The organism is Rhizobium sp. BR 317 (assembly GCF_047445835.1).
In the GTDB taxonomy this organism is placed as follows: domain Bacteria; phylum Pseudomonadota; class Alphaproteobacteria; order Rhizobiales; family Rhizobiaceae; genus Rhizobium; species Rhizobium paranaense.
Window position 1 is genome coordinate 301,746 of sequence record NZ_JARWLB010000005.1, and the last position, 21,879, is coordinate 323,624.

At 60.1% G+C, this 21,879-nt stretch carries 18 protein-coding genes; 15 read left to right on the forward strand and 3 right to left on the reverse strand.

Features of this window, described 5'->3' with window-relative positions; genetic code table 11:
• Positions 1-2 precede the first annotated feature (2 nt).
• The 11 genes from pcaG to QD357_RS10850 all read left to right on the forward strand — a co-directional run bounded on the left by pcaG (position 3) and on the right by QD357_RS10850 (position 13,422).
• Positions 3-614: a protocatechuate 3,4-dioxygenase subunit alpha gene (gene pcaG / locus QD357_RS10800; protein WP_183938305.1), complete on the forward strand. Its 612-nt coding sequence runs from the start codon at positions 3-5 to the stop codon at positions 612-614.
• A gap of 3 nt (positions 615-617) precedes the next feature.
• Entirely contained in the window at positions 618-1,667 is a 1,050-nt protein-coding gene (locus QD357_RS10805; RefSeq protein ID WP_414124286.1) for a 3-carboxy-cis,cis-muconate cycloisomerase, read from the forward strand.
• A gap of 63 nt (positions 1,668-1,730) precedes the next feature.
• Positions 1,731-2,918, forward strand: a complete 1,188-nt coding sequence (locus QD357_RS10810) for an IS701 family transposase (RefSeq protein ID WP_414124287.1) — start codon at positions 1,731-1,733, stop codon at positions 2,916-2,918.
• A 332-nt stretch (positions 2,919-3,250) separates the two neighbouring features.
• Positions 3,251-4,423 (forward strand): ABC transporter substrate-binding protein, encoded by a 1,173-nt coding sequence (locus tag QD357_RS10815; RefSeq protein ID WP_183938138.1) that lies wholly within the window; start codon positions 3,251-3,253, stop codon positions 4,421-4,423.
• A gap of 108 nt (positions 4,424-4,531) precedes the next feature.
• Positions 4,532-5,395: a branched-chain amino acid ABC transporter permease gene (locus tag QD357_RS10820; RefSeq protein ID WP_183938139.1), complete on the forward strand. Its 864-nt coding sequence runs from the start codon at positions 4,532-4,534 to the stop codon at positions 5,393-5,395.
• A 1-nt stretch (position 5,396) separates the two neighbouring features.
• Entirely contained in the window at positions 5,397-6,401 is a 1,005-nt protein-coding gene (locus tag QD357_RS10825) for a branched-chain amino acid ABC transporter permease (protein ID WP_183938140.1), read from the forward strand.
• Positions 6,398-7,162 carry an ABC transporter ATP-binding protein gene (locus QD357_RS10830; RefSeq protein ID WP_414124288.1) on the forward strand — a complete coding sequence of 255 codons (765 nt, stop codon included), beginning with the start codon at positions 6,398-6,400 and terminating at the stop codon, positions 7,160-7,162. The genes QD357_RS10825 and QD357_RS10830 overlap by 4 nt, the downstream gene beginning before the upstream one ends.
• The gene (locus QD357_RS10835; protein WP_183938142.1) at positions 7,143-7,859 is read left to right on the forward strand and encodes an ABC transporter ATP-binding protein; all 717 of its coding nucleotides are present in this window, start codon (positions 7,143-7,145) and stop codon (positions 7,857-7,859) included. Before QD357_RS10830 ends, QD357_RS10835 begins: the two co-directional genes overlap by 20 nt.
• A gap of 152 nt (positions 7,860-8,011) precedes the next feature.
• Positions 8,012-11,638 carry a hydantoinase B/oxoprolinase family protein gene (locus tag QD357_RS10840; RefSeq protein ID WP_414124289.1) on the forward strand — a complete coding sequence of 1,209 codons (3,627 nt, stop codon included), beginning with the start codon at positions 8,012-8,014 and terminating at the stop codon, positions 11,636-11,638.
• A 141-nt stretch (positions 11,639-11,779) separates the two neighbouring features.
• Positions 11,780-12,310 (forward strand): winged helix DNA-binding protein, encoded by a 531-nt coding sequence (locus QD357_RS10845; protein ID WP_183938144.1) that lies wholly within the window; start codon positions 11,780-11,782, stop codon positions 12,308-12,310.
• 281 nt (positions 12,311-12,591) lie between these two features.
• Entirely contained in the window at positions 12,592-13,422 is an 831-nt protein-coding gene (locus tag QD357_RS10850; RefSeq protein ID WP_414124290.1) for an MBL fold metallo-hydrolase, read from the forward strand.
• Between the two features lie 57 nt (positions 13,423-13,479).
• Here QD357_RS10850 and QD357_RS10855 read toward each other — a convergent pair whose 3' ends face one another.
• Together QD357_RS10855 and QD357_RS10860 are read right to left on the reverse strand one after the other, a co-directional pair.
• The gene (locus QD357_RS10855; RefSeq protein ID WP_183938146.1) at positions 13,480-14,229 is read right to left on the reverse strand and encodes a polysaccharide deacetylase family protein; all 750 of its coding nucleotides are present in this window, start codon (positions 14,227-14,229) and stop codon (positions 13,480-13,482) included.
• On the reverse strand, positions 14,219-15,322 hold the full coding sequence (locus QD357_RS10860; RefSeq protein WP_183938147.1) for a glycosyltransferase family 4 protein: 1,104 nt from the start codon (positions 15,320-15,322) through the stop codon (positions 14,219-14,221). The genes QD357_RS10855 and QD357_RS10860 overlap by 11 nt, the downstream gene beginning before the upstream one ends.
• A 199-nt stretch (positions 15,323-15,521) precedes the next feature.
• On the opposite strand from QD357_RS10860, the gene QD357_RS10865 reads away from it, so the two are divergent.
• Together QD357_RS10865 and QD357_RS10870 are read left to right on the forward strand one after the other, a co-directional pair.
• Positions 15,522-17,246 carry an adenylate/guanylate cyclase domain-containing protein gene (locus QD357_RS10865; RefSeq protein ID WP_183938306.1) on the forward strand — a complete coding sequence of 575 codons (1,725 nt, stop codon included), beginning with the start codon at positions 15,522-15,524 and terminating at the stop codon, positions 17,244-17,246.
• 85 nt (positions 17,247-17,331) lie between these two features.
• A complete protein-coding gene (locus QD357_RS10870) occupies positions 17,332-18,210 on the forward strand; it encodes an FkbM family methyltransferase (RefSeq protein WP_414124291.1) in 879 nt (292 codons plus the stop codon).
• A gap of 3 nt (positions 18,211-18,213) precedes the next feature.
• Here the strand turns inward: QD357_RS10870 and QD357_RS10875 are convergent, their stop codons facing one another.
• Positions 18,214-18,693, reverse strand: a complete 480-nt coding sequence (locus QD357_RS10875) for a class I SAM-dependent methyltransferase (RefSeq protein WP_414124292.1) — start codon at positions 18,691-18,693, stop codon at positions 18,214-18,216.
• 135 nt (positions 18,694-18,828) lie between these two features.
• On the opposite strand from QD357_RS10875, the gene QD357_RS10880 reads away from it, so the two are divergent.
• Both QD357_RS10880 and QD357_RS10885 read left to right on the forward strand, forming a co-directional pair.
• Positions 18,829-20,034 carry a DUF3095 domain-containing protein gene (locus tag QD357_RS10880; RefSeq protein ID WP_183938150.1) on the forward strand — a complete coding sequence of 402 codons (1,206 nt, stop codon included), beginning with the start codon at positions 18,829-18,831 and terminating at the stop codon, positions 20,032-20,034.
• 347 nt (positions 20,035-20,381) lie between these two features.
• Positions 20,382-21,722, forward strand: coding sequence for an adenylate/guanylate cyclase domain-containing protein (locus tag QD357_RS10885; protein WP_414124293.1), 1,341 nt, complete (start codon positions 20,382-20,384; stop codon positions 21,720-21,722).
• The last annotated feature ends 157 nt before the right edge of the window (positions 21,723-21,879 follow it).

Here is a 21,879-nt window from a genome sequence, read left to right on the forward strand (position 1 = left end):
TGGTGCAGGAAATCGGCTACCTCAAGGAAACGCCGTCGCAGACGGCCGGTCCTTATGTCCATATCGGCCTCACCCCGAACTATTGCGAGATCGGCGGCGTGTATGATACCGATCTCGGCGCATCCATGGTCAACGACAAGACGCTCGGCGAGCGTATCACCGTCAAGGGTTGCGTCATCGACGGTGCCGGTACGCCGGTGAAGGATGCCGTCGTTGAGATCTGGCAGGCAGACAGCGCCGGGCTTTATAGCAGCCCTTCCGAGATGCGCGGTACGGCCGATCCGAATTTTGCCGGCTGGGGTCGCTGCCCGACCAGCGCCGAAGATGGCGTCTTCCGCTTTGAGACGGTGAAGCCCGGCCGCGTTCCCTACAAAGACGGCCGCAAGATGGCGCCGCATATCACGCTCTGGATCGTGGCGCGCGGCATCAATATCGGATTGCACACACGCGTGTATTTTCCGGACGAGGCTGGAGCGAATGCGGAGGATCCCTTGCTTGCCCGCATCGAACATCGCGATCGCGTCGCCACCCTGATCGCGAGCCAAGAAGGATCGGTCTATACGTTCGATGTGCATTTGCAGGGCGACAAGGAAACCGTTTTCCTCGATATATAGCCCATGAGCATTTCCGCCTTCGATCACCCGTTTCTCTCCGGCCTCCTCGGCGACGAGGAGGTCTCAGCATATTTTTCAGCGGAAGCAGATATCCGTGCGATGCTGACATTCGAGGCGGCGCTGGCGAAGGCGGAGGCGCGACACGGTATCGTTCCGCAAGAAGCGGCGCAGCGGATTGTTGAGGTTTTCGCGCATTTCCAGCCCGATGTCGCCAGCCTGAAGTCCGCAACGGCAATGGATGGCGTCGTCGTTCCGGACCTCGTGAAGCAATTGCGCAAAGCGGTTGGCGGCGAGGCAGCACAGCATCTGCATTTCGGCGCCACCAGCCAGGATGTCATCGATACCAGCCTGATGATCCGCCTGAAGGCGGTCGCCTTCCTTTTCACCGGCCGCCTCTTCGCTGTTACATCAGCGCTGGGAAAACTCGAAAAGAAGTGCGGCTCGAACCGCCTGATGGGCCATACCCGTATGCAGGCGGCCATCCCGATCACCGTGTCTGACCGGCTGCGCACCTGGCGCGATCCGCTGGACAAGTACCGCGATCGGCTGACACAGGAGACTTTTCCAATCCAGTTCGGCGGCGCGGTCGGCACGCTGGAAAAATTGGGATCGAAAGCTGCGGCTGTTCGTGCATCGCTGGCGCAGGAACTCGACCTCGCGGACGAAGCGCAATGGCAGAGCCAGCGGGCCAAGATTGCCGAACTCGCCAACCTGTTCTCCCTGATCTCCGGCAGCCTCGGCAAGATCGGCCAGGACATTGCCCTTCTCGCGCAGGCCGGTAACGAAATCGAACTCGCCGGCGGCGGCGGCTCCTCGGCCATGCCGCACAAACAGAACCCGGTCGCGGCCGAGGCACTCGTATCGCTCGCCCGTTTCAACGCCGTCCAGCTTTCCGGCATCCATCAATCGCTGGTCCACGAGCAAGAACGCTCAGGCGCCGCCTGGACGCTCGAATGGTTCCTGTTGCCGCCGATGGCAATGGCAACGGCGGCGTCGCTGCGATTGGCACGAGAACTGATCGGCAAAGTGAAGCGGTTGGGAGGGGCTTCTTAGTACTACAGTTGCGTTTATATCGAAATCGTGATTCACTTCTTGTATTTGACAGGAGGGAATTCAATGTCGGTTGGGGGTTGGTCTGGATCATCGCTGGCTTGGCAGCAAGAACTGGATGCCTTGAAGGAGCGGTTGGGGCCGGTTTTTGGTCGGCGTGAACTGCGCGCGTCGGCGAGTTCCTTTCTGGATGGTTTGCTGTCGGGAGTGGAGCGCAAGACTGGCTGGCTCATGGCTGAGCAGGCGGGACTGGAGCGCCCTTATCGGATGCAATCGCTGTTGGGGCGCAGCCAGTGGGATGCCGATACGTTGCGCGACATGGTTCGCGCTTATGCAACAGAGTCCCTTGGTGATGCGGACGGCGTTCTTGTGGTCGATGAGACTGGGTTCCTGAAGAAAGGCACGCATTCGGTTGGTGTCGCGCGACAGTATTCCGGCACGGCCGGCCGCATCGAGAACTGTCAGGTCGGCGTTTTCCTTGCCTACGCAAGCCGCTACGGTCAAACCCTGATTGATCGGCAGCTTTATCTGCCCAAGGAGTGGGCTGAAGACGAAGCGCGCCGTGCATCTGCCCACATCCCGCAGAAGCATGCCTTCGCGACCAAGCCAGCTATTGCAGCCAAGCTCATTGCCGATGCGCTTGATGCTGGCGTGCCTTGTGCCTGGGTATTGGCCGATGCGCTTTATGGTTCGGACTCCAAGCTGCGCCGTATGCTGGAAAGCCGCGGCCAGCCCTATGTTCTCGCAGTTCGCTCTAATCATTGTCTGCGCTTTGTCCGTGAACAACACTTCGAGCAAACCGATCCGGAAACGATGGCTGCGGAATTAAAGCCGGAGGCCTGGTCAAGTCACGCAGCTGGAGAAGGCGCCAAGGGCCTCCGGCTCTACGATTGGGCTCGTATTCCTCTGAGCTCTCGCGCGGATGCACAATGGGAGCGCTGGCTTCTGATCCGTCGCAGCCGGCGCGATCCTGACGCACAGGCCTATTATTTTGTCTTTGCACCCGCCGGCACCGAACTGAGCGAATTAGCTGGTGCTGCCGGACTACGCTGGACAGTAGAAGAATGCTTCCAGCGCACCAAGGACGACCTTGGCCTAGATCATTGCGAGGCGCGCTCCTGGCATGCCTGGAATCGACACATGACGCTTGTCATGGCAGCTGCAGCATTCCTCGCCAAGCTCGGCGCCGATCTACGCCGTATTGCTGCTGGCAAACCGAACGAAAGGAGTCCAAACCCGCCAATCGCCGCCTGACCAACACCATCGCACTGCTGCCCAGCGTCGCAGAGATCCGCTATCTGATGACACGTCTCCTCATGCCGCCACCGATCAGAGCTCGCTTCATTCTCGCATGGTCACTCTGGCGACGCATGCATCAAGCGTCTGCAATGCTCGCTCACTACAAATTAAGAGATAAAACGCAACTGTAGTATTAGGCTGAAAGCTAGGCACTAAACATAACTTCCAAATTATGAATATGAGCTTTTATTTCATTTTACATTACCATTTCGCATGCCAAATTGGTGGTCACAAAGTTTATCAAAGCAAGCCGGTCCGGGAGTAGATTGGCTGCGGGAGGAGAAAATATGAGACGGCTCGTTTTGGCTGCGGTCGCGGCTATCGCCATGGGAGGTGCGGCTTATGCCGATACGATCAAGATCGGCGTTATCGGCCCGTTTTCTGGCCCTTTCGCCCTGCAGGGCAAGAATTTCAAGGCCGGTATCGATGCCTATATGGCGATGCATGGCAATAAGGTCGGCGATAACGAGATCGAGGTGATCTATCGCGACGTGCCGCAGGCTGATCCGGCACAATCAAAATCCTCGGCGCAGGAATTGGTCGTCAAGGAGCATGTGCAGTATCTAGCCGGCTTTTATTTCACCCCGGACGCCATGGCCGTGACGCCGATCCTGAAGCAGGCGAATGTGCCGATGGTGATCTTCAATGCCGCCACATCGGCGATCGTCACCAAGAGCCCGCTGGTGGTGCGCACCTCGTTCACTACCTGGCAGACCTCCACGCCGATTGCCAAGGTCGCGCATGACAGTGGCGTCAGCAAGGTCATCTCCGTCGTCAGCGATTACGGGCCGGGCATCGATGCCGAAAATGCTTTCAAGGCAGGTTTCGAAAAGGCGGGCGGCCAGGTCGTCGAGACGGTCCGCATGCCGCTGTCGACCAATGATTTCAGCCCGATCATGCAGCGCATCAAGGATTCCGGCGCACAGGGCGTGTTTGCCTTCCTGCCCTCCGGCCCGACCACGCTTGGTTTCGTCAAGGCCTACAACGAAAACGGCCTGAAGAGCGCTGGCATCAAGCTGTTTTCCCCCGGCGACCTGACGCAGGAATCGGACCTGCCGGCGCTCGGCGATGCAGCGCTCGGCATGCAGACCACCTTCCATTATTCGATCTCGCACGACTCCCCGGAAAACAAGGCCTTCGTCGCTGCCGCCGGCAAGGCGATCGGCAATCCGGCAGAACTCACCTTCCCGGCCGTCGGCGCCTTCGATGGCATGTATGTCATCTACAAGATGATCGAGGCGACCGGTGGCAAACAGGATGCGCTGAAGGCCGTCGATGCGGTGAAGGGCCTTTCCTGGGTCAGCCCGCGCGGCCCGGTCACCATCGACCCGGAGAGCCGCCATATCACGCAGAACATCTATCTGCGCGAGGTCGCCAAGACGGCTGACGGCACATATATCAACAAGGAAATCCAGACCTTCGAAAAGCAGGGCGATCCGGGCCTTGCCGCGGCGAAATAAGGTCGGCCTCCATCCTATTCTTCCCGTTGCTCAAGGAGTGGGTGGCTTGCGCCCGCTCCCATGGAGGAGGATTAAGGTAGGACCAGAAAAGGTAATCGGACCAGCATCATGCAAACCGTGCTTAGCATAGCAGTGGATGCCCTCGCCTACGGCATGGTGCTGTTCGTGATTTCCATCGGCCTCTCCATCACCATGGGGCTGATGCGCGTCGTCAATCTAGCGCATGGCGCCTTCGCCATGATCGGCGGCTACATCGCCTCCTATGCGGCGCGCGATCTTGGCATGGGCTATGCGGCTGCGGTGCTGCTGGCCGTGGTAGGCACGGTGATCATCTCCATCCCGATCGAGCGGCTGCTTTACCGCCGCATCTATGGAGCGCCGGAATTGACGCAGGTGCTTATGACCATCGGCATCACTTTCTGCATCATCGGTATCGCTAATTATGTCTTCGGTCCGACCTTGAAGACCATTCCCCTGCCAAACGAGCTGCAGGGCTCCGTCAATCTCGGCTTCCGCACCATCGGCACGCATCGCCTCTTCGCGATCATCTGCGGGCTCATCGTCGCGCTGGCATTGTGGTACACGATCGAGAAGACCTCGTTCGGCGTGAAGCTCCGCGCCTCCGTTGACAATGCCTCGATGGCGGCTGCCCTCGGGGTGCGCACGGAGATCGTTTATGCCGTCAGCTTTGCCGTTGCCGTCGGGCTTGCCGCTTTCGGCGGTGTGGTCGGCGCCGAGCTCCTGCCGGTCGAACCCTATTATGCCCTGCGTTACATGGTGACCTTCCTCGTGGTCGTTTCGGTCGGCGGGGCCGGCTCCATATCCGGGGCGTTGCTTGCCTGCCTCGTCCTCGGCTGTATCGATACGACCGGCCGCTATCTGATGCCGGAATATGGCGAATTCTTCTTCTATCTCGCCGTCATCGCCATTGTCTGCGTCTTCCCGCGCGGCCTTGCCGGAAGGGCTAAGTGATATGGCACTGATCATAGACAGCACGGCCGTGGCCGCCGCCAGCAAACGCCGGGCACTCGGTCGCGACGCCATCGCCATAGCGGTTATCCTTGTGCTGGCTGCTGCCGGCTATCTGCTGTTCCCCGACAATCTCGCCCTTCTCACACGGTTGCTCGCCATCGCCCTACTCGTTTTGTCGCTCGATCTTGTGACCGGCTATTGCGGCGTGGCGACGCTCGGTCATGCGGCTCTCTTCGGGGCCGGCGCCTACGCTGCCGGTATTGTTTCGGCGCATTATGGCATCAATGATCCCCTGATCATGACGGTAGCCGGCATCATTGGTGGAGCGGTCGCGGGGTTGATCTGCGGCATCGTCATCCTTAGAGCACAGGGCTTGCCGCAGCTCGTGCTGTCGATCGCCCTGATCTACCTCTTCCATGAATTCGCCAACAAGGCGTCTAGTTGGACTGGCGGCAGCGACGGACTTTCCGGCATCTCCACCGATCCGCTGTTCGGCCTATTCGAGTTCGATCTCTATGGGCATACGGCGTATATCTATGCAGTAGCACTTCTGCTGATCGTACTGCTGTTGCTGCGCTTTCTTGTGCGGTCGCCCTTCGGCATGCTTTGCCGCGGCATTAAGGAAGACCCTCTGCGCATCCGCGCCATGGGCGCCTCGCCGAAGGCAGCGCTCATCAAGATGTATGTCATCTCCGGAGCTGTCGCCGGCGTCGGTGGTGCGCTGAACGCGATCTCCACCCAGGTGGTCGGCCTCGACAGCCTTTCCTTCACGCAGTCGGCCGAAGCGCTGGTCATGCTCGTGCTCGGCGGCACCGGCTCACTGTTTGGCGCGCTCGCCGGCACCGTGATCTTCATGCTGTTCGAAGACTATGTCTCGGCGGCCAATCCCTTCCATTGGCTGACCATCGTCGGCCTGCTGCTAATCTTGGTCGTCTTGTTCGCGCCGAAAGGCATCTACGGCACGGCCGCCGCCTATTTCGCCCGCAGGCGGGAGGCCCGTTCATGAGCGCGATTTTCGAAGTAGATCATCTGAAGAAAGCCTTCGGAGGACTGGCGGTGACCAACGATGTCAGCCTGTCGATGGCGCCCGGCGATCGGGTGGCGTTGATCGGGCCGAACGGCGCTGGGAAGACCACTTTCGTCAATCTGGTCAGCGGCAATCTGCGTCCGGATTCCGGGGCAGTCCGCCTCGGCGGCGAGACGGTGACCAAGATCGATGCCATCGGCCGTGTCCGGCGCGGGCTAGTGCGCTCGTTTCAGGTGACGCGGCTTTTCCAAGACATGACGCCGGCTGAGCATGTCGGCCTCGCTATTCTGCAGCGTTCCGGCCGCTCCGGTCGCATGTTCGGCAATTTCCTCGCCATGCGCGACGTCATGGCCGAGACCAGCAATCTGCTCGACACATTGGGGCTGGCCGATCTGATGCATCGCAAGGTCAGCGAGATTGCTTATGGCCAGCAGCGGCTTTTGGAGATCGCTGTCGCTATGGCGCTGAAGCCGAAGGTGCTGCTGCTCGATGAACCTGCCGCCGGTGTGCCGCAGAGCGATACTGGTCGCATCGAACAGGCGCTCGCCGATCTGCCCGCCGATCTCGCCGTTCTGATGATCGAGCATGACATGGATCTGGTTTTCCGCTTCGCCAAGCGCGTCGTGGTCCTGGCCGCCGGCACCATCATTTTCGACGGTTMGCCTGCCGACGTCACCAGGGATGCGCGGGTGCGTGAAGCTTATCTCGGGAGTTATGCCAATGCCGGCCACGCCGCTTGAGGTGGAAAATGTCTGTGCCGGCTATGGGCCGACTCGGGTGCTGGAAGGTGTCTCCTTTTCCGTTCCCGCTGGCGCGCGGCTTGCCGTGCTCGGTCGCAATGGCATGGGCAAGACKACACTGCTTGCAACGCTTGCCGGTCAGACACGGCGCTATGACGGCCGCATTCGCCTGGGCAGCACCGACGTGACCGGCCTGCCGAGTGCCAAACGGGCGCATCACGGTCTCGGCTACGTGCCGCAGACGCGGGATGTTTTCCCAACGCTGACGGTCGAGGAAAACCTGTCCGTGGGTTTGAAAGGTCGTCCGAGGGCAGCCTTGCAGGAAGCCTACGACATGTTTCCGCGGCTGAAGGAGCGTCGCAGAAATTTCGGCAGCCAGCTTTCCGGCGGAGAGCAACAGATGTTGTCGACGGCGCGGACCATCCTTGGCCGTCCCTCCGTGCTCCTCCTCGACGAGCCGCTGGAAGGGTTGGCGCCGGTTATCTGCGAAGAGCTAATGGCCGCTTTCGCCAATCTCGCCAAGACCGGCGACATGACCATCCTGCTGGTCGAACAGCGCATTCAGAGCGCACTGGATTTCGCCGATCAGGTCATCATCCTCGAGCGTGGACGGCTGGCCTGGCAAGGGACGCCCCATGCCCTTTCCCAGGATCATGGTGCCGTTGAACGCCTACTTGGTGTCGGCGGCCTGCACTGAACAAAGCGTCCGACATTGCCGCGAACCCGGATTTGGGAGCCTTTCCGCGGTCGTTAAACCTGCCTTGAGCCGGATTCATTGTTGACGACAAAACATCGACGATTTATCGATATTTTATAAGCGAACATCACGCGGTTTCAGTGGAGGCGGTCTTGTCGGGCAGCGCAGCGGGTCATTGGGATTTCTGGATCGATCGTGGTGGCACTTTCACCGACATTGTCGGACGCGATCCCTCGGGAGAATTGCACGCCCGCAAGGTTCTTTCGGAAAATCCCGAGGCCTATCGCGACGCCGCAGTTTGCGGCATCCGCCTGCATCTCGGCCTGACGAATGGCGAGCCGATCCCGGCGGGCTTGATCGGCGAGGTGCGCATGGGCACGACGGTCGCCACCAATGCGCTTCTGGAGCGCAAGGGCGAGCGCCTAGCCCTGATCACGACCAGAGGATTCCGCGACGCGCTGCGCATTGGCTATCAGGAGCGCAAGAAGATTTTCGCGACCGAAATCATCAAGCCCGAAGCGCTCTACGATGATGTGGTTGAAATCGGGGAGCGCGTGCTTGCCGACGGCACGGTGGAGTTGGCCCCGGACGAGCGGGCGGCGGAAGCGGCATTGCGGGATCTGCGCGCCAAAGGCTATCGCGCGATCGCGATCGTCTTCATGCATGCCTATAAATTCCCGGCGCATGAGGCAACCGTTGCCAAGATCGCAAGACGGCTCGGTTTCGAGCAGGTCTCGGTCAGCCATGAGGTCTCGCCGCTGATCAAGCTGGTCGGCCGCGGCGACACGACCGTAGTCGATGCCTATCTCTCGCCGGTGCTCGGACGTTATATCAACCAAGTCTCCGAAGAGCTTGATATTGCTCGCACAGGCGCGCGCGTCATGTTCATGATGTCGTCCGGCGGGCTGACCGCCGCCGACATGTTCCAAGGCAAGGATGCTATCCTTTCCGGTCCGGCCGGCGGCGTGGTCGGCCTCGCCAAGACCGGCGAGCAGGCGGGGTTCGCCAATGTCATCGGCTTCGATATGGGCGGCACGTCGACGGATGTGGCGCATTTCGACGGCGAATATGAGCGGGCTTTCGAGACGGAAGTCGCCGGTGTCCGCGTCCGTGCGCCGATGATGTTGATCCATACGGTGGCGGCCGGTGGCGGCTCGATCCTGCATTTCGATGGCGACCGTTTCCGCGTCGGCCCGGACTCCGCCGGCGCTTTTCCTGGCCCAGCCTGTTATCGCAATGGCGGACCCTTGGCGGTGACCGATGCCAATGTCATGACCGGCAAACTGCTGTCGGAATTCTTCCCGGCGATCTTCGGGCCGAACCAGGACCAGCCGCTCGATGTCGAAACCGTGCGCAGCAAGTTCGCCGCGCTGGCCGCCGAGATCGGCGATGGTCGCAGCCCGGAAGAAGTGGCTGACGGTTTCATCCGCATTGCCGTTGCCAATATGGTCGAGGCGATCAAGAAGATTTCGGTGCAGCGCGGCTATGACGTGACCCGCTATGCGCTCAACTGCTTCGGTGGCGCCGGCGGACAGCATGCTTGCCTGGTTGCCGACGCGCTTGGCATGAAAAGCATTCTGCTGCATCCGATGTCCGGCCTGCTCTCGGCCTATGGCATGGGCCTCGCCGATATCAGGGCTACGCGGCAGAAGGCGCTTGGCGTACCACTCGACGATGCCGCGCCGGCAGCCATTGCCGCATTGGGCAGGGAATTGCAGGGCGAATGCGTACCGGAATTGCAGGCGCAGGGCGTCGCTGCAGACGATATCCGCACTATCGAGCGCGCTCACGTCCGCTATGCCGGCACGGATACGATGCTGGCTGTCGAGGTCACCTTCCCCGAGATCGACAATTACGCGCGACTGCGCAGCGAATTCGAAGTGCTGCACAAGCGCCGCTTCGGTTTTGTCGCGGAGGATAAGCCGCTGGTGGTCGAGGCGGTCGAAGTCGAGACGATCGGCGGTGCGGCGGCCGAAATTGACGCCGAGCGGACAGAGGCAGGTCAAGGCGAAGCTGATGCGGCCCGCCGCACGTCCTTCCATTCTCAAGGCGAAAGCCATGACGCAGCCGTCGTGCTGCGCGAGGCGATCTTGCCCGGTCAGACGATGACCGGACCGGCCATCATCATCGAGCCGAACCAGACCATCGTCATCGAGGATGGCTGGCAGGCGAAGTTGACGGCGAAGGATCACATCATTCTGACCCGCATCAAGGCTCTGCCGGCCCGCACTGCCATCGGCACCAAAGCCGATCCGGTCATGCTGGAAATCTTCAACAATCTCTTCATGTCCATCGCGGAACAGATGGGCGTGACGCTGCAGAACACAGCCTATTCCGTCAATATCAAGGAGCGGCTGGACTTCTCCTGCGCCGTCTTCGATGCCGAAGGCAATCTCGTTGCTAATGCACCGCATATGCCGGTGCATCTCGGCTCGATGGACGCCTCGGTCGCGACTGCCATCCGCGAAAACCCGGTCATTCATCCCGGCGACGTCTTCCTGATCAATGCGCCCTACAATGGCGGGACACATCTGCCGGACCTGACCGTCTGCACGCCCGTCTTTGACGATGCCGGCAAGGACATTCGTTTCTGGGTCGCCAGCCGCGGCCATCATGCCGATATCGGCGGCATCTCGCCCGGCTCCATGTCGCCGCTTGCCACGCATATCGAGGAGGAAGGCGTCTATATCGATAATTTCAAGCTGCTCGATCGCGGCCGTTTCTGCGAAGACGAGCTGGCAAAGCTCTTGACCGGCGCGCGCTATCCGGTGCGCACGCTGGCGCAGAACGTCAACGACCTGAAGGCGCAGGTCGCCGCCAACGAGAAGGGTGTCGCCGAACTGAAGAAGATGATCGTCCACTTCGGTGAAGATGTGGTCGATGCCTATATGGGTCACGTCCAGGACAATGCGGCCGAAAGCGTGCGCCGCGTTCTCGATCGCCTGCCGGAGGGCGAGTTCAGCTATGAGATGGATCAGGGCTGCAAGATCGTCGTCAGGATTTCGATCGACAGGGATAAGCGTGAGGCGACGGTGGATTTCACCGGCACCTCGGAGCAACGCGCCGACAATTTCAATGCGCCGCAGCCGGTCACCCGTGCCGCCGTGCTCTACGTCTTCCGCGTTTTGGTCGAAGCCGATATCCCGATGAACGCCGGCTGCCTGAGGCCAGTCCGGATCATCATCCCGGACGGGACGATGCTGACGCCGAAATATCCGGCTGCCGTCGTCGCCGGCAATGTCKAGGTCAGCCAGGCCGTCACCAATTGCCTGTTCGGGGCCGTCGGCACGCTGGCCGCCGCCCAAGGGACGATGAACAACCTCACCTTCGGCAATGATGCCTATCAATATTACGAGACGATCTGCTCCGGCGCTCCGGCCGGTCCGGGCTTCAATGGCGCCGATGCGGTGCATACGCACATGACGAACTCCCGCCTGACCGACCCGGAAATTCTCGAGACCCGCTTTCCCGTGGTGCTGGAGGATTTCCATATTCGCCCGAATTCCGGCGGACGCGGCCAATGGAACGCCGGCAACGGCACGCAGCGCACCATCCGCGCCCGCGAGACGCTGGAATTTGCGATCCTCTCCGGCCATCGCCGCGTGGCACCCTTCGGCGTCAAGGGCGGCGAACCCGGCCAGACCGGCCGCAACTATGTCCGGCGTAACGACGGCACGATCGAGGAACTGATCGGCGCCGCCCATACGGTGCTGGACGCCGGCGAGGCCTTTACCGTCGTCACCCCGACGGGGGGCGGTTACGGCAAGCCGGAGGCGTAGAAAAGGGATCAGTGGTCGCCTTGAGCGCGGTGATCTCCGCCGCAGAAGCCGGCTACTCATAATGAAATTTTAGCGATAACTTGTTGAAGAATTGTCTTTGTCGACTAGTCTGCTTCTTCAATCCGGATATGTGAGGGTTCTTTGGGCAAGCCGAAGGAACGGAAATCGTCCCGCGAATTGATCGTGTCATCCGCTCATCTGGCGGTTGGCAGTTCTCCGGCCCTCTCCGAACTGGAGTATGGATTGATCCTCTTTTCGCATGCGTTCAATCGCTGGACGGTGCGCTGCATGGCGGCTGCCGGTGTGCCCAGCCTCTCCCCGATCGAGATCCTGATCATCCATTCGGTGCGGCACCGCGGCCGGCCGAAGACGCTGTCCGATCTTTGCCTCGTGCTCGATATAGAAGACACCCATGTCGCCAACTATGCCGTGAAGAAGCTGGAGGCTGCCGGTCTCGTCAAGACCGGTAAGACCGGCAAGGAAAAGATGATCGAGGTGACCGACAAGGGCCTGGGAGCGCTGACGCGCTATTCCGAAATCCGCGAGCGGCTGCTTGTCGAAGCCACCAAGGTTTCCGGCCTCTCTCAGGACGATCTTTCCGACATTGCATCACATTTGAGAGCTCTGTCGGGTTATTATGAACAGGCAGCAAGATCAGCGGCAACCCTGTAAGGTCCTGTCGATCTTCTCAAGGCAGCCCCGAACGCATCCGGCAGATCCGCAGCGCCGATTCGAGATCTATCACTTGTGTTCGGGGCTTTATCTTTTTTTGGCGTCTCATACCTATATTAGTCCTGTGCGATCCATTGTTGAACATTGGCCGAAGCATTTGCGTTGATGAAACGGCGGGATTGGGTTTTCACGGAAGCATGACTTTTGCGAAAATTGCTGGCTTCGCACGATAGGAAAAGTGTGCTTACGTTGACCGAAAGGGGAATGGTGTCAAAACTTCTATGAAAAACGATAGTTTCGAGCTTAAATTCTGGGGGGTGCGGGGAAGTATCCCCGTATCTGGACCGGAATTCGAGCGTTACGGCGGGAATACATCCTGCATTGAAATACGGCACGACGGCAGACACATGATTTTCGACGCGGGCACCGGCGCGCGAGAAGCGGCATTGTCGCTTGCGAAAGAAGGTGTTCGCGACGTCGATGTCTTTTTCACTCACTCACACTACGACCACATCATCGGTCTGCCGTTCTTCAATCCGATCTACGACCCCAAGGTCAGCGTCGATATCTGGTCGGGCCATCTTGCCGGCAAGACGACGACGCGGCAATTGATCGGCCAGTTCATGCGGCCGCCCTGGTTTCCGGTCGAGCCCGACATTTGTCGTGCGACGATGAAGTTTCGTGATTTCATCGCCGGCGATACGCTGAAGCCGCATCCGGGCATCGTCATCCACACCGCCAAGCTCAACCATCCCGGCGGCTGTATCGGCTACCGTATCGAATGGGCGGGCCGGACCATTGCCCTGGTCTACGATACCGAGCATCTGGCGGGTCAGCTCGACGAAGCAGCCCTTTCGCTGATGAAGGATGCCGATCTCGCCGTCTACGACACGACCTATACCGAGCCGGAAATGCCGAAACATCTGGGCTTTGGACATTCGACCTGGGAGGAAGGCATCAAGCTGGCGGAGAAAGCGGGCGCGAAGCGCCTAGCACTCTTCCACCACGCGCCGGCACGCACCGACAAGGAGCTGGACGACATGCAGCGGGATGCACGGGCAAGCTTCCCTGGCGCCTTTGCCTCCTTTGACGGTCAACTACTCGAGCTTTGAAGCACCAATCCCGGACGCGGAAAAAGCAGTTTGGAATAGGATCGCGCTTGCCCGCAGTTAGCCCATGAAGTCGCTGACTTGGCGCCAGTCGATGGCCGTGTGTGCAGCCGTCTCTTCGAACAGCGTTGCAATGAAATCCCACGCCAAGGCATCGTGGACGAGGTGATGGGTGAGGATGCCGATCGGCTCATCATTGCCATCGAAGCGATTTTGCAGTTCCCGCACCAGGTAGCCGACCAGCTCCCCATGCGGCCGGCCTCCATGTGTCCCATGCCAATCCATGATATCGACATGGGTGTTGACCAGCGCAATCGGCTGATCCGGCTTTGCCAATCCATAGACCGAAACGGCACGGTATCCGAAAGCGGCCAGTTCGGGCAGCAGCGCCTTATCGATCCGGTTCCATGGCGGCACCAGCATCGGCGCGAATTGCTTGGGATAGAGCGTTTTCAGCTTGTCGAAACCGCGGCGGAGTTCATCGAGGACGACAGCTTGCGGACGATGCGGGCCAAGTTCCTGTTTTTTCGTCTCGTCCGGTGCATAGTTGTGGTGCGTCCAGCCATGCACGGTCACGGTCAGCGCTTTCTGGCTCGCCAGCCGCGCCGCGAGCGGCTCGCCGGTAGGGGCGGGGATCACTGCCAATGTCATGGGCACTTCGTATCGATCCGAGAGCGCTAGCAGATGGTCAAGCACGTCTGTTGGCTCGATGGCGTCGTCGTCACGAAACCATAGCTTTGCCCTTCGGCCAGCATCGGCCCAACGCTGCAATTCACCGCGCAGAGGCTGCCATGCGGCTCTATCGCTCATAATAGGAATCTCCCAAATGCTTCCGCAGGATGGCTTCAAGTCGTTTCGAGGCAGCGGTCAAGGACCGCTCTTCATGAACGAAGCGGTAGGCCGCCTCGCCCATCGCCCCGCGCTTCCGGTCGTCGTCCAGCAAACGCGCGACAGCGTCGGCATAGGCTTTCGGATCGCCCTCGGGCGTCAGAAAACCGGTGACATCGTTTTTTACCACTTCCGGCACGCCGGCGGTTGCCTGCGCCACGACGGGCAGGCCGGCGGCCTGTGCCTCGAGATAGGCAAGGCCGTAAGCCTCACCGCAGCCCGGCCAGACATAGATGCCCCCTGCCTGCAGCTCGCTGACGATCTCCGGCGTTGAGCGCTCTCCGAGCCAGGTGATGCGATCGGCATCGAAGGCGGAGAACAGCGTCCGCACCTCCCCTCGCATCGGTCCGCCGCCGACGACGGTCAGCGTCCAGTCGCGATCCCGGATCAGCTCTAGCGCCTGCGCGAGCATTGCATAGCTGTCGAACTTGTCGCCGCGCCGCATCATTGCGACGGTTATCAATCGGTGCGGTGCGGTTTCATCGGCCAGCGGTGCAAAGGGCATCGTATCGATGAACGGCAGGAAGCGCTCGTAGCGACCCTCGGGAACGGCGTCCAAAAGCCCGATCCGGTCGCGCTCGGTAAAACAGAGATTGACGGCAGCCTGCCGTACGGCTTCGGCGATCAAGCGCTGGTTTTCGCCCCAGCCGCTACTATCGTGCCGCCTGCTGTAGGATGCCTCGGCAGTCACGTAGGGAATGCCAAGTGACGCTGCGGCGCGCGGGCCGATCAGGTCTGGCGTCTTATAGTAGGGATGATAGGTGAACCAGAGATCCGGCGGCAGTTCCGTCCGCCATTCCTCCAGCAATCTGTCGGTCTCGTCAGCCGCTTTCCGATCGATCTCGGCACGCGAGGCATCCTGCGGAGTCGGCGTGAAACTGCGCAACTCGGAGGCGATCTCGACCTTATGCCCCGCCATCTCCAATGCCGCAATGATCAAGCGTGCCATCAGCCGGTCGCCCGACGGCACCGGATGATTGGGCGATTTCAATGGGGCATAGAAGGCGATCTGCATGGCACGCACGAATAGTTGACAATAAAGTGATAGTTTGGCCCGGAAATGTACGGTAAATGCCCGAATTCCGACAGGTTGCTTGACAATAAGGCTTCCGCTGAAAAAGCCGCATCCTCGACAGTATGTGGTATTGTAGCTAGATCATTAGGCGATAACCGCTTTCCGTTCTTTTGTGAACGGGCAATATAAATTGGATTTGATGACCACCGAGGCGCGAAAACCCATCATCTCCGATCGTCTTGCGCGAAAGTTCCGCCTCGGCTCCGGTTTGGTCATCTTCGTCTTCGTGATCATGCACCTGGCCAATCATTCCCTCGGATTGATTTCGCTGAGTGCCGCCGATCACGCGCAGCACTGGTTCATGGCCGTCTGGCGCAATCCGGTTGGCACCGTCCTTCTCTACGGCGCGCTGATCGTTCATATCCTGCTCGTCCTGCGCATGCTTTACAAGCGCCGCACCCTGGTCATGCCGGCCGGCGAGGCCTTCCAGATCGTCACCGGTTTACTGGTTCCGGTTCTCTTGATCGATCACATCATCGGCACGCGCATTCTGCACGATATCTATGGCTATAATGATAGCTACCGCGCCATCGTCCATAGTCTGTGGATCACGTCGCCGGCGAACGGTGTACGCCAGACGATCGTGCTGATCGTCGTCTGGATTCATGGCTGCATCGGTATTCATTTCTGGCTGCGCTATCGCTCGTGGTATACGGCCATTGCGCCCCTCATGCTGTCTTTCGCCATCGTGCTGCCCGTGCTCGCCCTGCTCGGTTTCGCCGCCATGGGCCGAACGGTCTCGCATGAGGCGGCGCAGAATGACGAGCGCGGTTTCAGGGGCGGCTATTACAGCGACATGCGTAGCTATGGCGAAAGCGGATCCGTACCTGGCCGGCAGGTGGTCAGCGCCTTATGGCCCTATCGCGCCGGCTTCTACGGTGCTTTCAGCGCATCGATCATCGGCCTTTTCGCCTTCCGCACCCATCGCAGGCTGCGCGAACGGCAGCATCAGGTCACGATCCGCTATCCCAGCGGCGAAGTCGTGCATGCGCCCCGCGGCTTCACCGTGCTCGAAGCGAGCCGCCTTGGCGGCATTCCGCATTATTCTGTCTGCGGCGGCAAGGGCCAGTGTTCCACCTGCCGCGTCCAGATCATCGAAGGCGCGGACAATCTGCCGCCGCCGGAGGCGCTGGAACAGAAGACGCTGAACCGCATCGGCGCCACACCGGACGTCCGCCTCGCCTGCCAGTTACGCCCGACAGGAAACGTCAGCGTCGTGCCGCTGCTGACGCCGATGGCGGAATCGACCATTCCTGTCTACAGCCAGACGGCAAGCCCCGGTCGCGAGCGTGAGATCGTCGTCTTTTTCTGCGATCTGCGTCATTTCACGACGCTGACCGAATCGCGCCTACCTTTCGATATCGTMTTCCTGCTCAACCGTTATTTCGCGATCGTCGGGCGCATCATCGAGAGCAATGGCGGCCGGATGGACAAGTTCATCGGCGACGGCGCCATGGCCTTGTTCGGCCTGCGCACCACGCCGCAGGAAGCCAACCGGCAGGCGCTGAAAGCGGCGGCCGAGATCATCAGGGAAATCGACAAACTTGGCGAAGAGCTGGCGGATGAGCTATCGGTCCCGCTCGAAATCGTCGTCGGTCTGCATACCGGCTTAGCCGTGGTCGGCTCGATGGGCTACGGCAACGTCAAGAACGTGACGGCGATCGGCGATACCGTGAACGTGGCAAGCCGCCTGGAAAGCGTCGCCAAGGAATTCAACCGCGCGCTGGTCTTCTCCGAGCCCGTGGCAAGCCTTTCCGGCGTCGATATCGCCAATATCGAAAGCCGTGAGATCGCCGTTCGCGGCCGCGGCGAGCCTTTGCGCGTCTATATCGTTCCGAAGGAAGAGATCGGTCGCTTTGCCTGAGCGTCGCGCGCTAATTCCTTGAATCCAGAACATTCCTTCAGCGGTTCCATTTGAAAGCATCATGTTCTGGTGTAGGGATGGCGCGATGTCTGACCACAAGATCCTGACCGCGAAATTCTGGAGACGCGCCCTTCGCAAGATCAGGGATCGTATCGCCACGCGCCTGTTCGATACCCGCCTCGGCCGCGACATCCTGATCAGTGCCATCGGCCCGCGCGTCAAGACCATGACGGTGGATTGCGGCGATCATGTCCTGAGCTTTTCGCCCACCGACTACATCGGCCGCAAAGTGTTTCGCAAAGGCCATTTCGAGCGCGATCATGTCGACCGGCTTCTGACGGTTCTGCGCGAGCGCGGCCTGTTGCGAAAGGGCACCGTCCTACTTGAACTCGGCGGCAATATCGGCACGCAGACCTGCTATTTCGCCCTGAGCGGCGCCTACCGCCATATCGTTACCGTCGAGCCTGATCCGCGTAATTTCCGGCTCCTGTCGATCAATATCGCCGACAATGGGATGCGAGATAAGGTGACGGCGATCAATTGCGCCGCTGGCGATCGCGAGGGACAGCTCGATTTCTATCTGAACCATAAGAACCATGGCAAAAGCAGCGCCTTTCGCMAAAGCGAAAACGATGAAAAGATTTCGGTACCCGTCCGTCCCGTCGCCGATATTCTCGTTGATGCCGGCGTCAAGACCGCCGATATCGGGCTGATCTGGATGGATATCGAGGGCTACGAGCCGGTGGCCGTCAGGTCGATGCAGGCGCTGACGGCTCGCAAGGTGCCGCTCTACATGGAATTTACGCCGGCCTTTTATGGCAAGGATCAGGCGGTCACCTTCATCGCCGACCTCGCCGGCTACTACGTCGAATGTCTGGTCTTTTTCGAAGACCGCACCATAGCGATGAAGGTTACCGATCTGCCGGTTGAGGGCGACCAGTTCAACGTGTTGTTTTTGCGCTGACGGCTATCTGCGCCGATAGATGAAATAGCGCCCGTCTTTCACGCCCGATGGTAAGGACAACTCTTCAAGATCGGGATGCTCAAGCGGCAGGCCGCTGACGGCGAGGCCGCGCGAGGCAAGAACGCCAGCCATGATTTCGGGCAGCCAGGTCAGCGTGACGGCATCCTTTTCTTCATAACCGGTACCGATATCGGCATGGGCGAGCGACGCGCCGATGCCGATGAAATCTCTGGCGGTGTCCTTGATTTCGCCGAGGACGAGATTGCCGTCCTCCGGCATCGAGGAGCCATAGGCATTTGCAGCCCGGTCGAAGGCGACGACGCGGCGGTCCGGAAAAAGTTCGCGCAGATGATCGAAAGTGCGGCCATTGCCGAGCCCAAGTTCCAATACGGGGCCGTCGAGCGCTTTGATCTCGTCGGCGATGGCATTGAGAATGTCTCGCTGTGCGGTCAGGCGGCGGATGAAACTATCCAGGCGGCTCATTCGTATATTCCTTGGCGTCGTGGTGTCTCTCGCGCAGTCGGAGTAGCATGGCGGATGATACCGCGTCGACCGCCTGCTGGTTTTTCGGTGCAGTTGTTGTAGAGGTGTCGCGTCGCACGCCTTGGGGGGATGATCATGACTGATCTATCGAACGACGATTTCTTCCGTTCTTTGCCGGTTTTCACCGATTTCGAGGGCGTCACCGACAGCAACAACTATCAGCCCCTTCCTAATGATTGGCTCCTGGCGGTGGCCGATATCGTCAGCTCGACAAAGGCGATCGCATCGGGCCACTACAAATCCGTCAACATGGCCGGCGCCAGCGTGATTTCAGCGGTGCTCAACGCGCTGGATAATGGCGACTATCCCTTCGTCTTCGGCGGCGATGGCGCTCTGGTGGCCATCCCTCCCTCCGGTGAGGATCGCGTCCGACACGCCCTTGCGGCGGTGCGGACCTGGGTCACCGAAGAGTTGGAACTCAACCTGCGTACCGCGCTGGTACCGATGGCGGACGTCCGGGCGGAGGGGCTGGATGTGCGGGTTGCCCGTTTCAGCCCCAGCGATTTCGTCTCCTATGCTATGTTTTCCGGCGGCGGCGCGAGCTGGGCGGAAAAGCAGATGAAGGCGGGACGTTTTGCTGTCGAAGCGGCGCCGCAAGAGACACGGCCTGATCTGACCGGTCTTTCCTGCCGCTGGAATCCGATCGACGCGCATAATGGCGAGATCGTCTCGATCATTGCCGTTCCCGATGCCGCCGGTAACGGCCCCGAGTTCCAACGCCTCGTTGCCGATATCATCGCCATCTCCATGGAGCAGAACCGCGGCGGCCACCCTGTGCCGGTCGAGGGCCCGACACCGGCGCTTGCCTTCGAGGGCGCCGAGATGGAAGCGCGGGCAACCGCGTCCGTTGCCAATCGCTGGCTGCGGAAGCTTTCGATCGCTGCGCAGATCGTTGTCATCTACATCCTCGACAAGTTCGGCATTCGCGCGGCAACCTTCGATGCCAAGATCTACCGGCGTGACCTCGCTGCAAATTCCGATTTTCGCAAATTCGATGACGGCTTGAAGATGACCATCGATGTGGACGCTGCGCATCTTTCCCGCATCGAAGCCCGGCTGCGCGAGGCCGAAGCCGCGGGCATCTGCCGTTATGGCCTGCATCGGCAGCAAAGCGCGCTGATGACCTGCTTCGTGCCGACGCCGCTGATGCGCGACCATATGCACTTCATCGACGGAGCAAGCGGCGGTTATGCAATGGCGGCAATGGCGTTGCGGGAGAAGTTGCGTGCTGCCGTTTCGTCTACATTGGATACGTCCTTGGCGTCGCCCGGTACACCCTGACGTTTATTCTCTTTGGCGAAATTTCTTGAACCGCATCGTTTTTGGCCATTGTTTCAGCGGCATGACAGGCTTATCTAAACAAGAACAAAACGAGAGCCGGCAATTCTGGCGGCCCTTTTTTGTTGTGCTGTCTGTCCGCCAGGACGCGTAGGAGGCGCAGCAAGATCTTTCAACGCGCCGGCGCTGCTCAAACCTTCTGGGAAAATGTGCCGTCGCCTGCTGCATGGTTCGCTCATCCGACCGTGCCAAAAATGCTTGGACACGACCTTATCGCCGCGCCCACATCATTTGGTAGACGGCGCGCCGTCGCGGAGGAGCATTTGGGATTGCAAGGATAGGCCGCAGGAATGATGACCGTTCACTCAAGTGTTTCCGATATTTTTCTCGACAAGGTCGCCGAATGGCTGACCCAGTCGGCACTGACAGGCGAAAATCTCGAAAGCATCGTTCGCGGTTTCTGCGAACGCATCGCCGCTTCCGGCCTGCCGATTGCCCGCGTGCATCTGACCTTTTCGATGCTGCATCCGCTCTATGACGCCCTCGGCTTCACCTGGCGCCGCGCCGGAGGGTTGACGATCGAAGGCTATCGGCACGTGAACGACAAGCCGGAGCGCTTCGTGCAGAGCCCCTATTATTATCTGCTCTCCAACAATCTCCTGCACTTGCGCCGCCGTGTCGATGTTGACGGGCCGTTGGAGTTTCCCGTCTTCGAGGACCTGCGCAAGGAGAAGATCACCGACTATATCGCCTTCGTGCAGACCTTCGGCGCCGGTTCCGCGCAAGGAATGATGGGCTCCTGGTCGACCGACAGCACCAACGGCTTCAGCGAGGAGATGATCGGCGCGCTGATGCGCATGCAGAACCATCTTGCCATGGCCGCCAAGATGGCAGTGCTCGGCAGGCTCGCCAACAACATGCTCACCACCTATCTGGGCGGCGATGCTGGTAAGCGCGTGCTGAACGGGCAAATCCGCCGCGGTGATGGCGAGACGATCCGCGCCGCGCTCGTCATGGGCGACATGCGGCAGTCGACCCTTTATGCCGAGAAAGAAGGCCGCCAAGCCTATATCGATACGCTGAACGAGTTCTTCGACGCCATCGCGGCGCCATTCAACCGCAATGGCGGCGAGATCTTGAGTTTCCTTGGCGACGGCTTCCTTGCCGTCTATCCCTGCGGCCGGCACAAGGACCCCTCCAAAGTCGCTTGCGAGGCGGCGCTGTCAGCCGTTTTCCACGCCCAGGGCCGCGTTTCCGCGCTCAACAAGGATCGCAAGGCGCGTGGCATGAGCGAAGTTCGTTATGGCATCGGCCTGCATGTTGGAAACGTCATGTTCGGCAATGTCGGACTGAAGGATCGTTTGACCTTCTCCGCCTTCGGGGCTGCMGTCAACGAAGTGCAGCGGCTGCAATCCCTCACGAAGAAATATTCGAAGGAAGTCATCGCGAGCCAGGCCTTTGCCGGCTATACGGGCGGCGAGTGGGTCACGCTTGGCGAAGAGAGGCTGCGCGGCGTCCGCCAGCGCTTCACGGTCGTGCATCCGAAGGCCATAGCCGGGACCAATGGGACAACGGAAGTCTTTTATGATGCGGCCGCCGACGGTCTGTCGGAGGCAGAACAGGTCATCCTCCTGCATCGCGATGCCAAGAAGTTGGAGAACCATCCGCAGGTCGAGAAGTTCGTGCAGTGACGCCCAAGAACCCACAGTTGAGCATCCGCCGATAGATCACTGGAAAAGCGACAGTTTTTTTAATGGTTGTGGCCTTCCTTTGTCTAACTGGACACCCGTTATGGCCTACGTTAGTGTGCCATATGGGGCCATAAAGGTCGTGCAAGCAGGAACTACA

Coding starts and splice junctions, on each gene's coding strand:
- QD357_RS10805 (WP_414124286.1), top strand. CDS start 618: ATGAGCATTTCCGCCTTCGATCACCCGTTTCTCTCCGGCCTCCTCGGC.
- QD357_RS10810 (WP_414124287.1), top strand. CDS start 1,731: ATGTCGGTTGGGGGTTGGTCTGGATCATCGCTGGCTTGGCAGCAAGAA.
- QD357_RS10815 (WP_183938138.1), top strand. CDS start 3,251: ATGAGACGGCTCGTTTTGGCTGCGGTCGCGGCTATCGCCATGGGAGGT.
- QD357_RS10820 (WP_183938139.1), top strand. CDS start 4,532: ATGCAAACCGTGCTTAGCATAGCAGTGGATGCCCTCGCCTACGGCATG.
- QD357_RS10825 (WP_183938140.1), top strand. CDS start 5,397: ATGGCACTGATCATAGACAGCACGGCCGTGGCCGCCGCCAGCAAACGC.
- QD357_RS10850 (WP_414124290.1), top strand. CDS start 12,592: ATGAAAAACGATAGTTTCGAGCTTAAATTCTGGGGGGTGCGGGGAAGT.
- QD357_RS10855 (WP_183938146.1), bottom strand. CDS start 14,229: ATGAGCGATAGAGCCGCATGGCAGCCTCTGCGCGGTGAATTGCAGCGT.
- QD357_RS10860 (WP_183938147.1), bottom strand. CDS start 15,322: ATGCAGATCGCCTTCTATGCCCCATTGAAATCGCCCAATCATCCGGTG.
- QD357_RS10875 (WP_414124292.1), bottom strand. CDS start 18,693: ATGAGCCGCCTGGATAGTTTCATCCGCCGCCTGACCGCACAGCGAGAC.
- QD357_RS10880 (WP_183938150.1), top strand. CDS start 18,829: ATGACTGATCTATCGAACGACGATTTCTTCCGTTCTTTGCCGGTTTTC.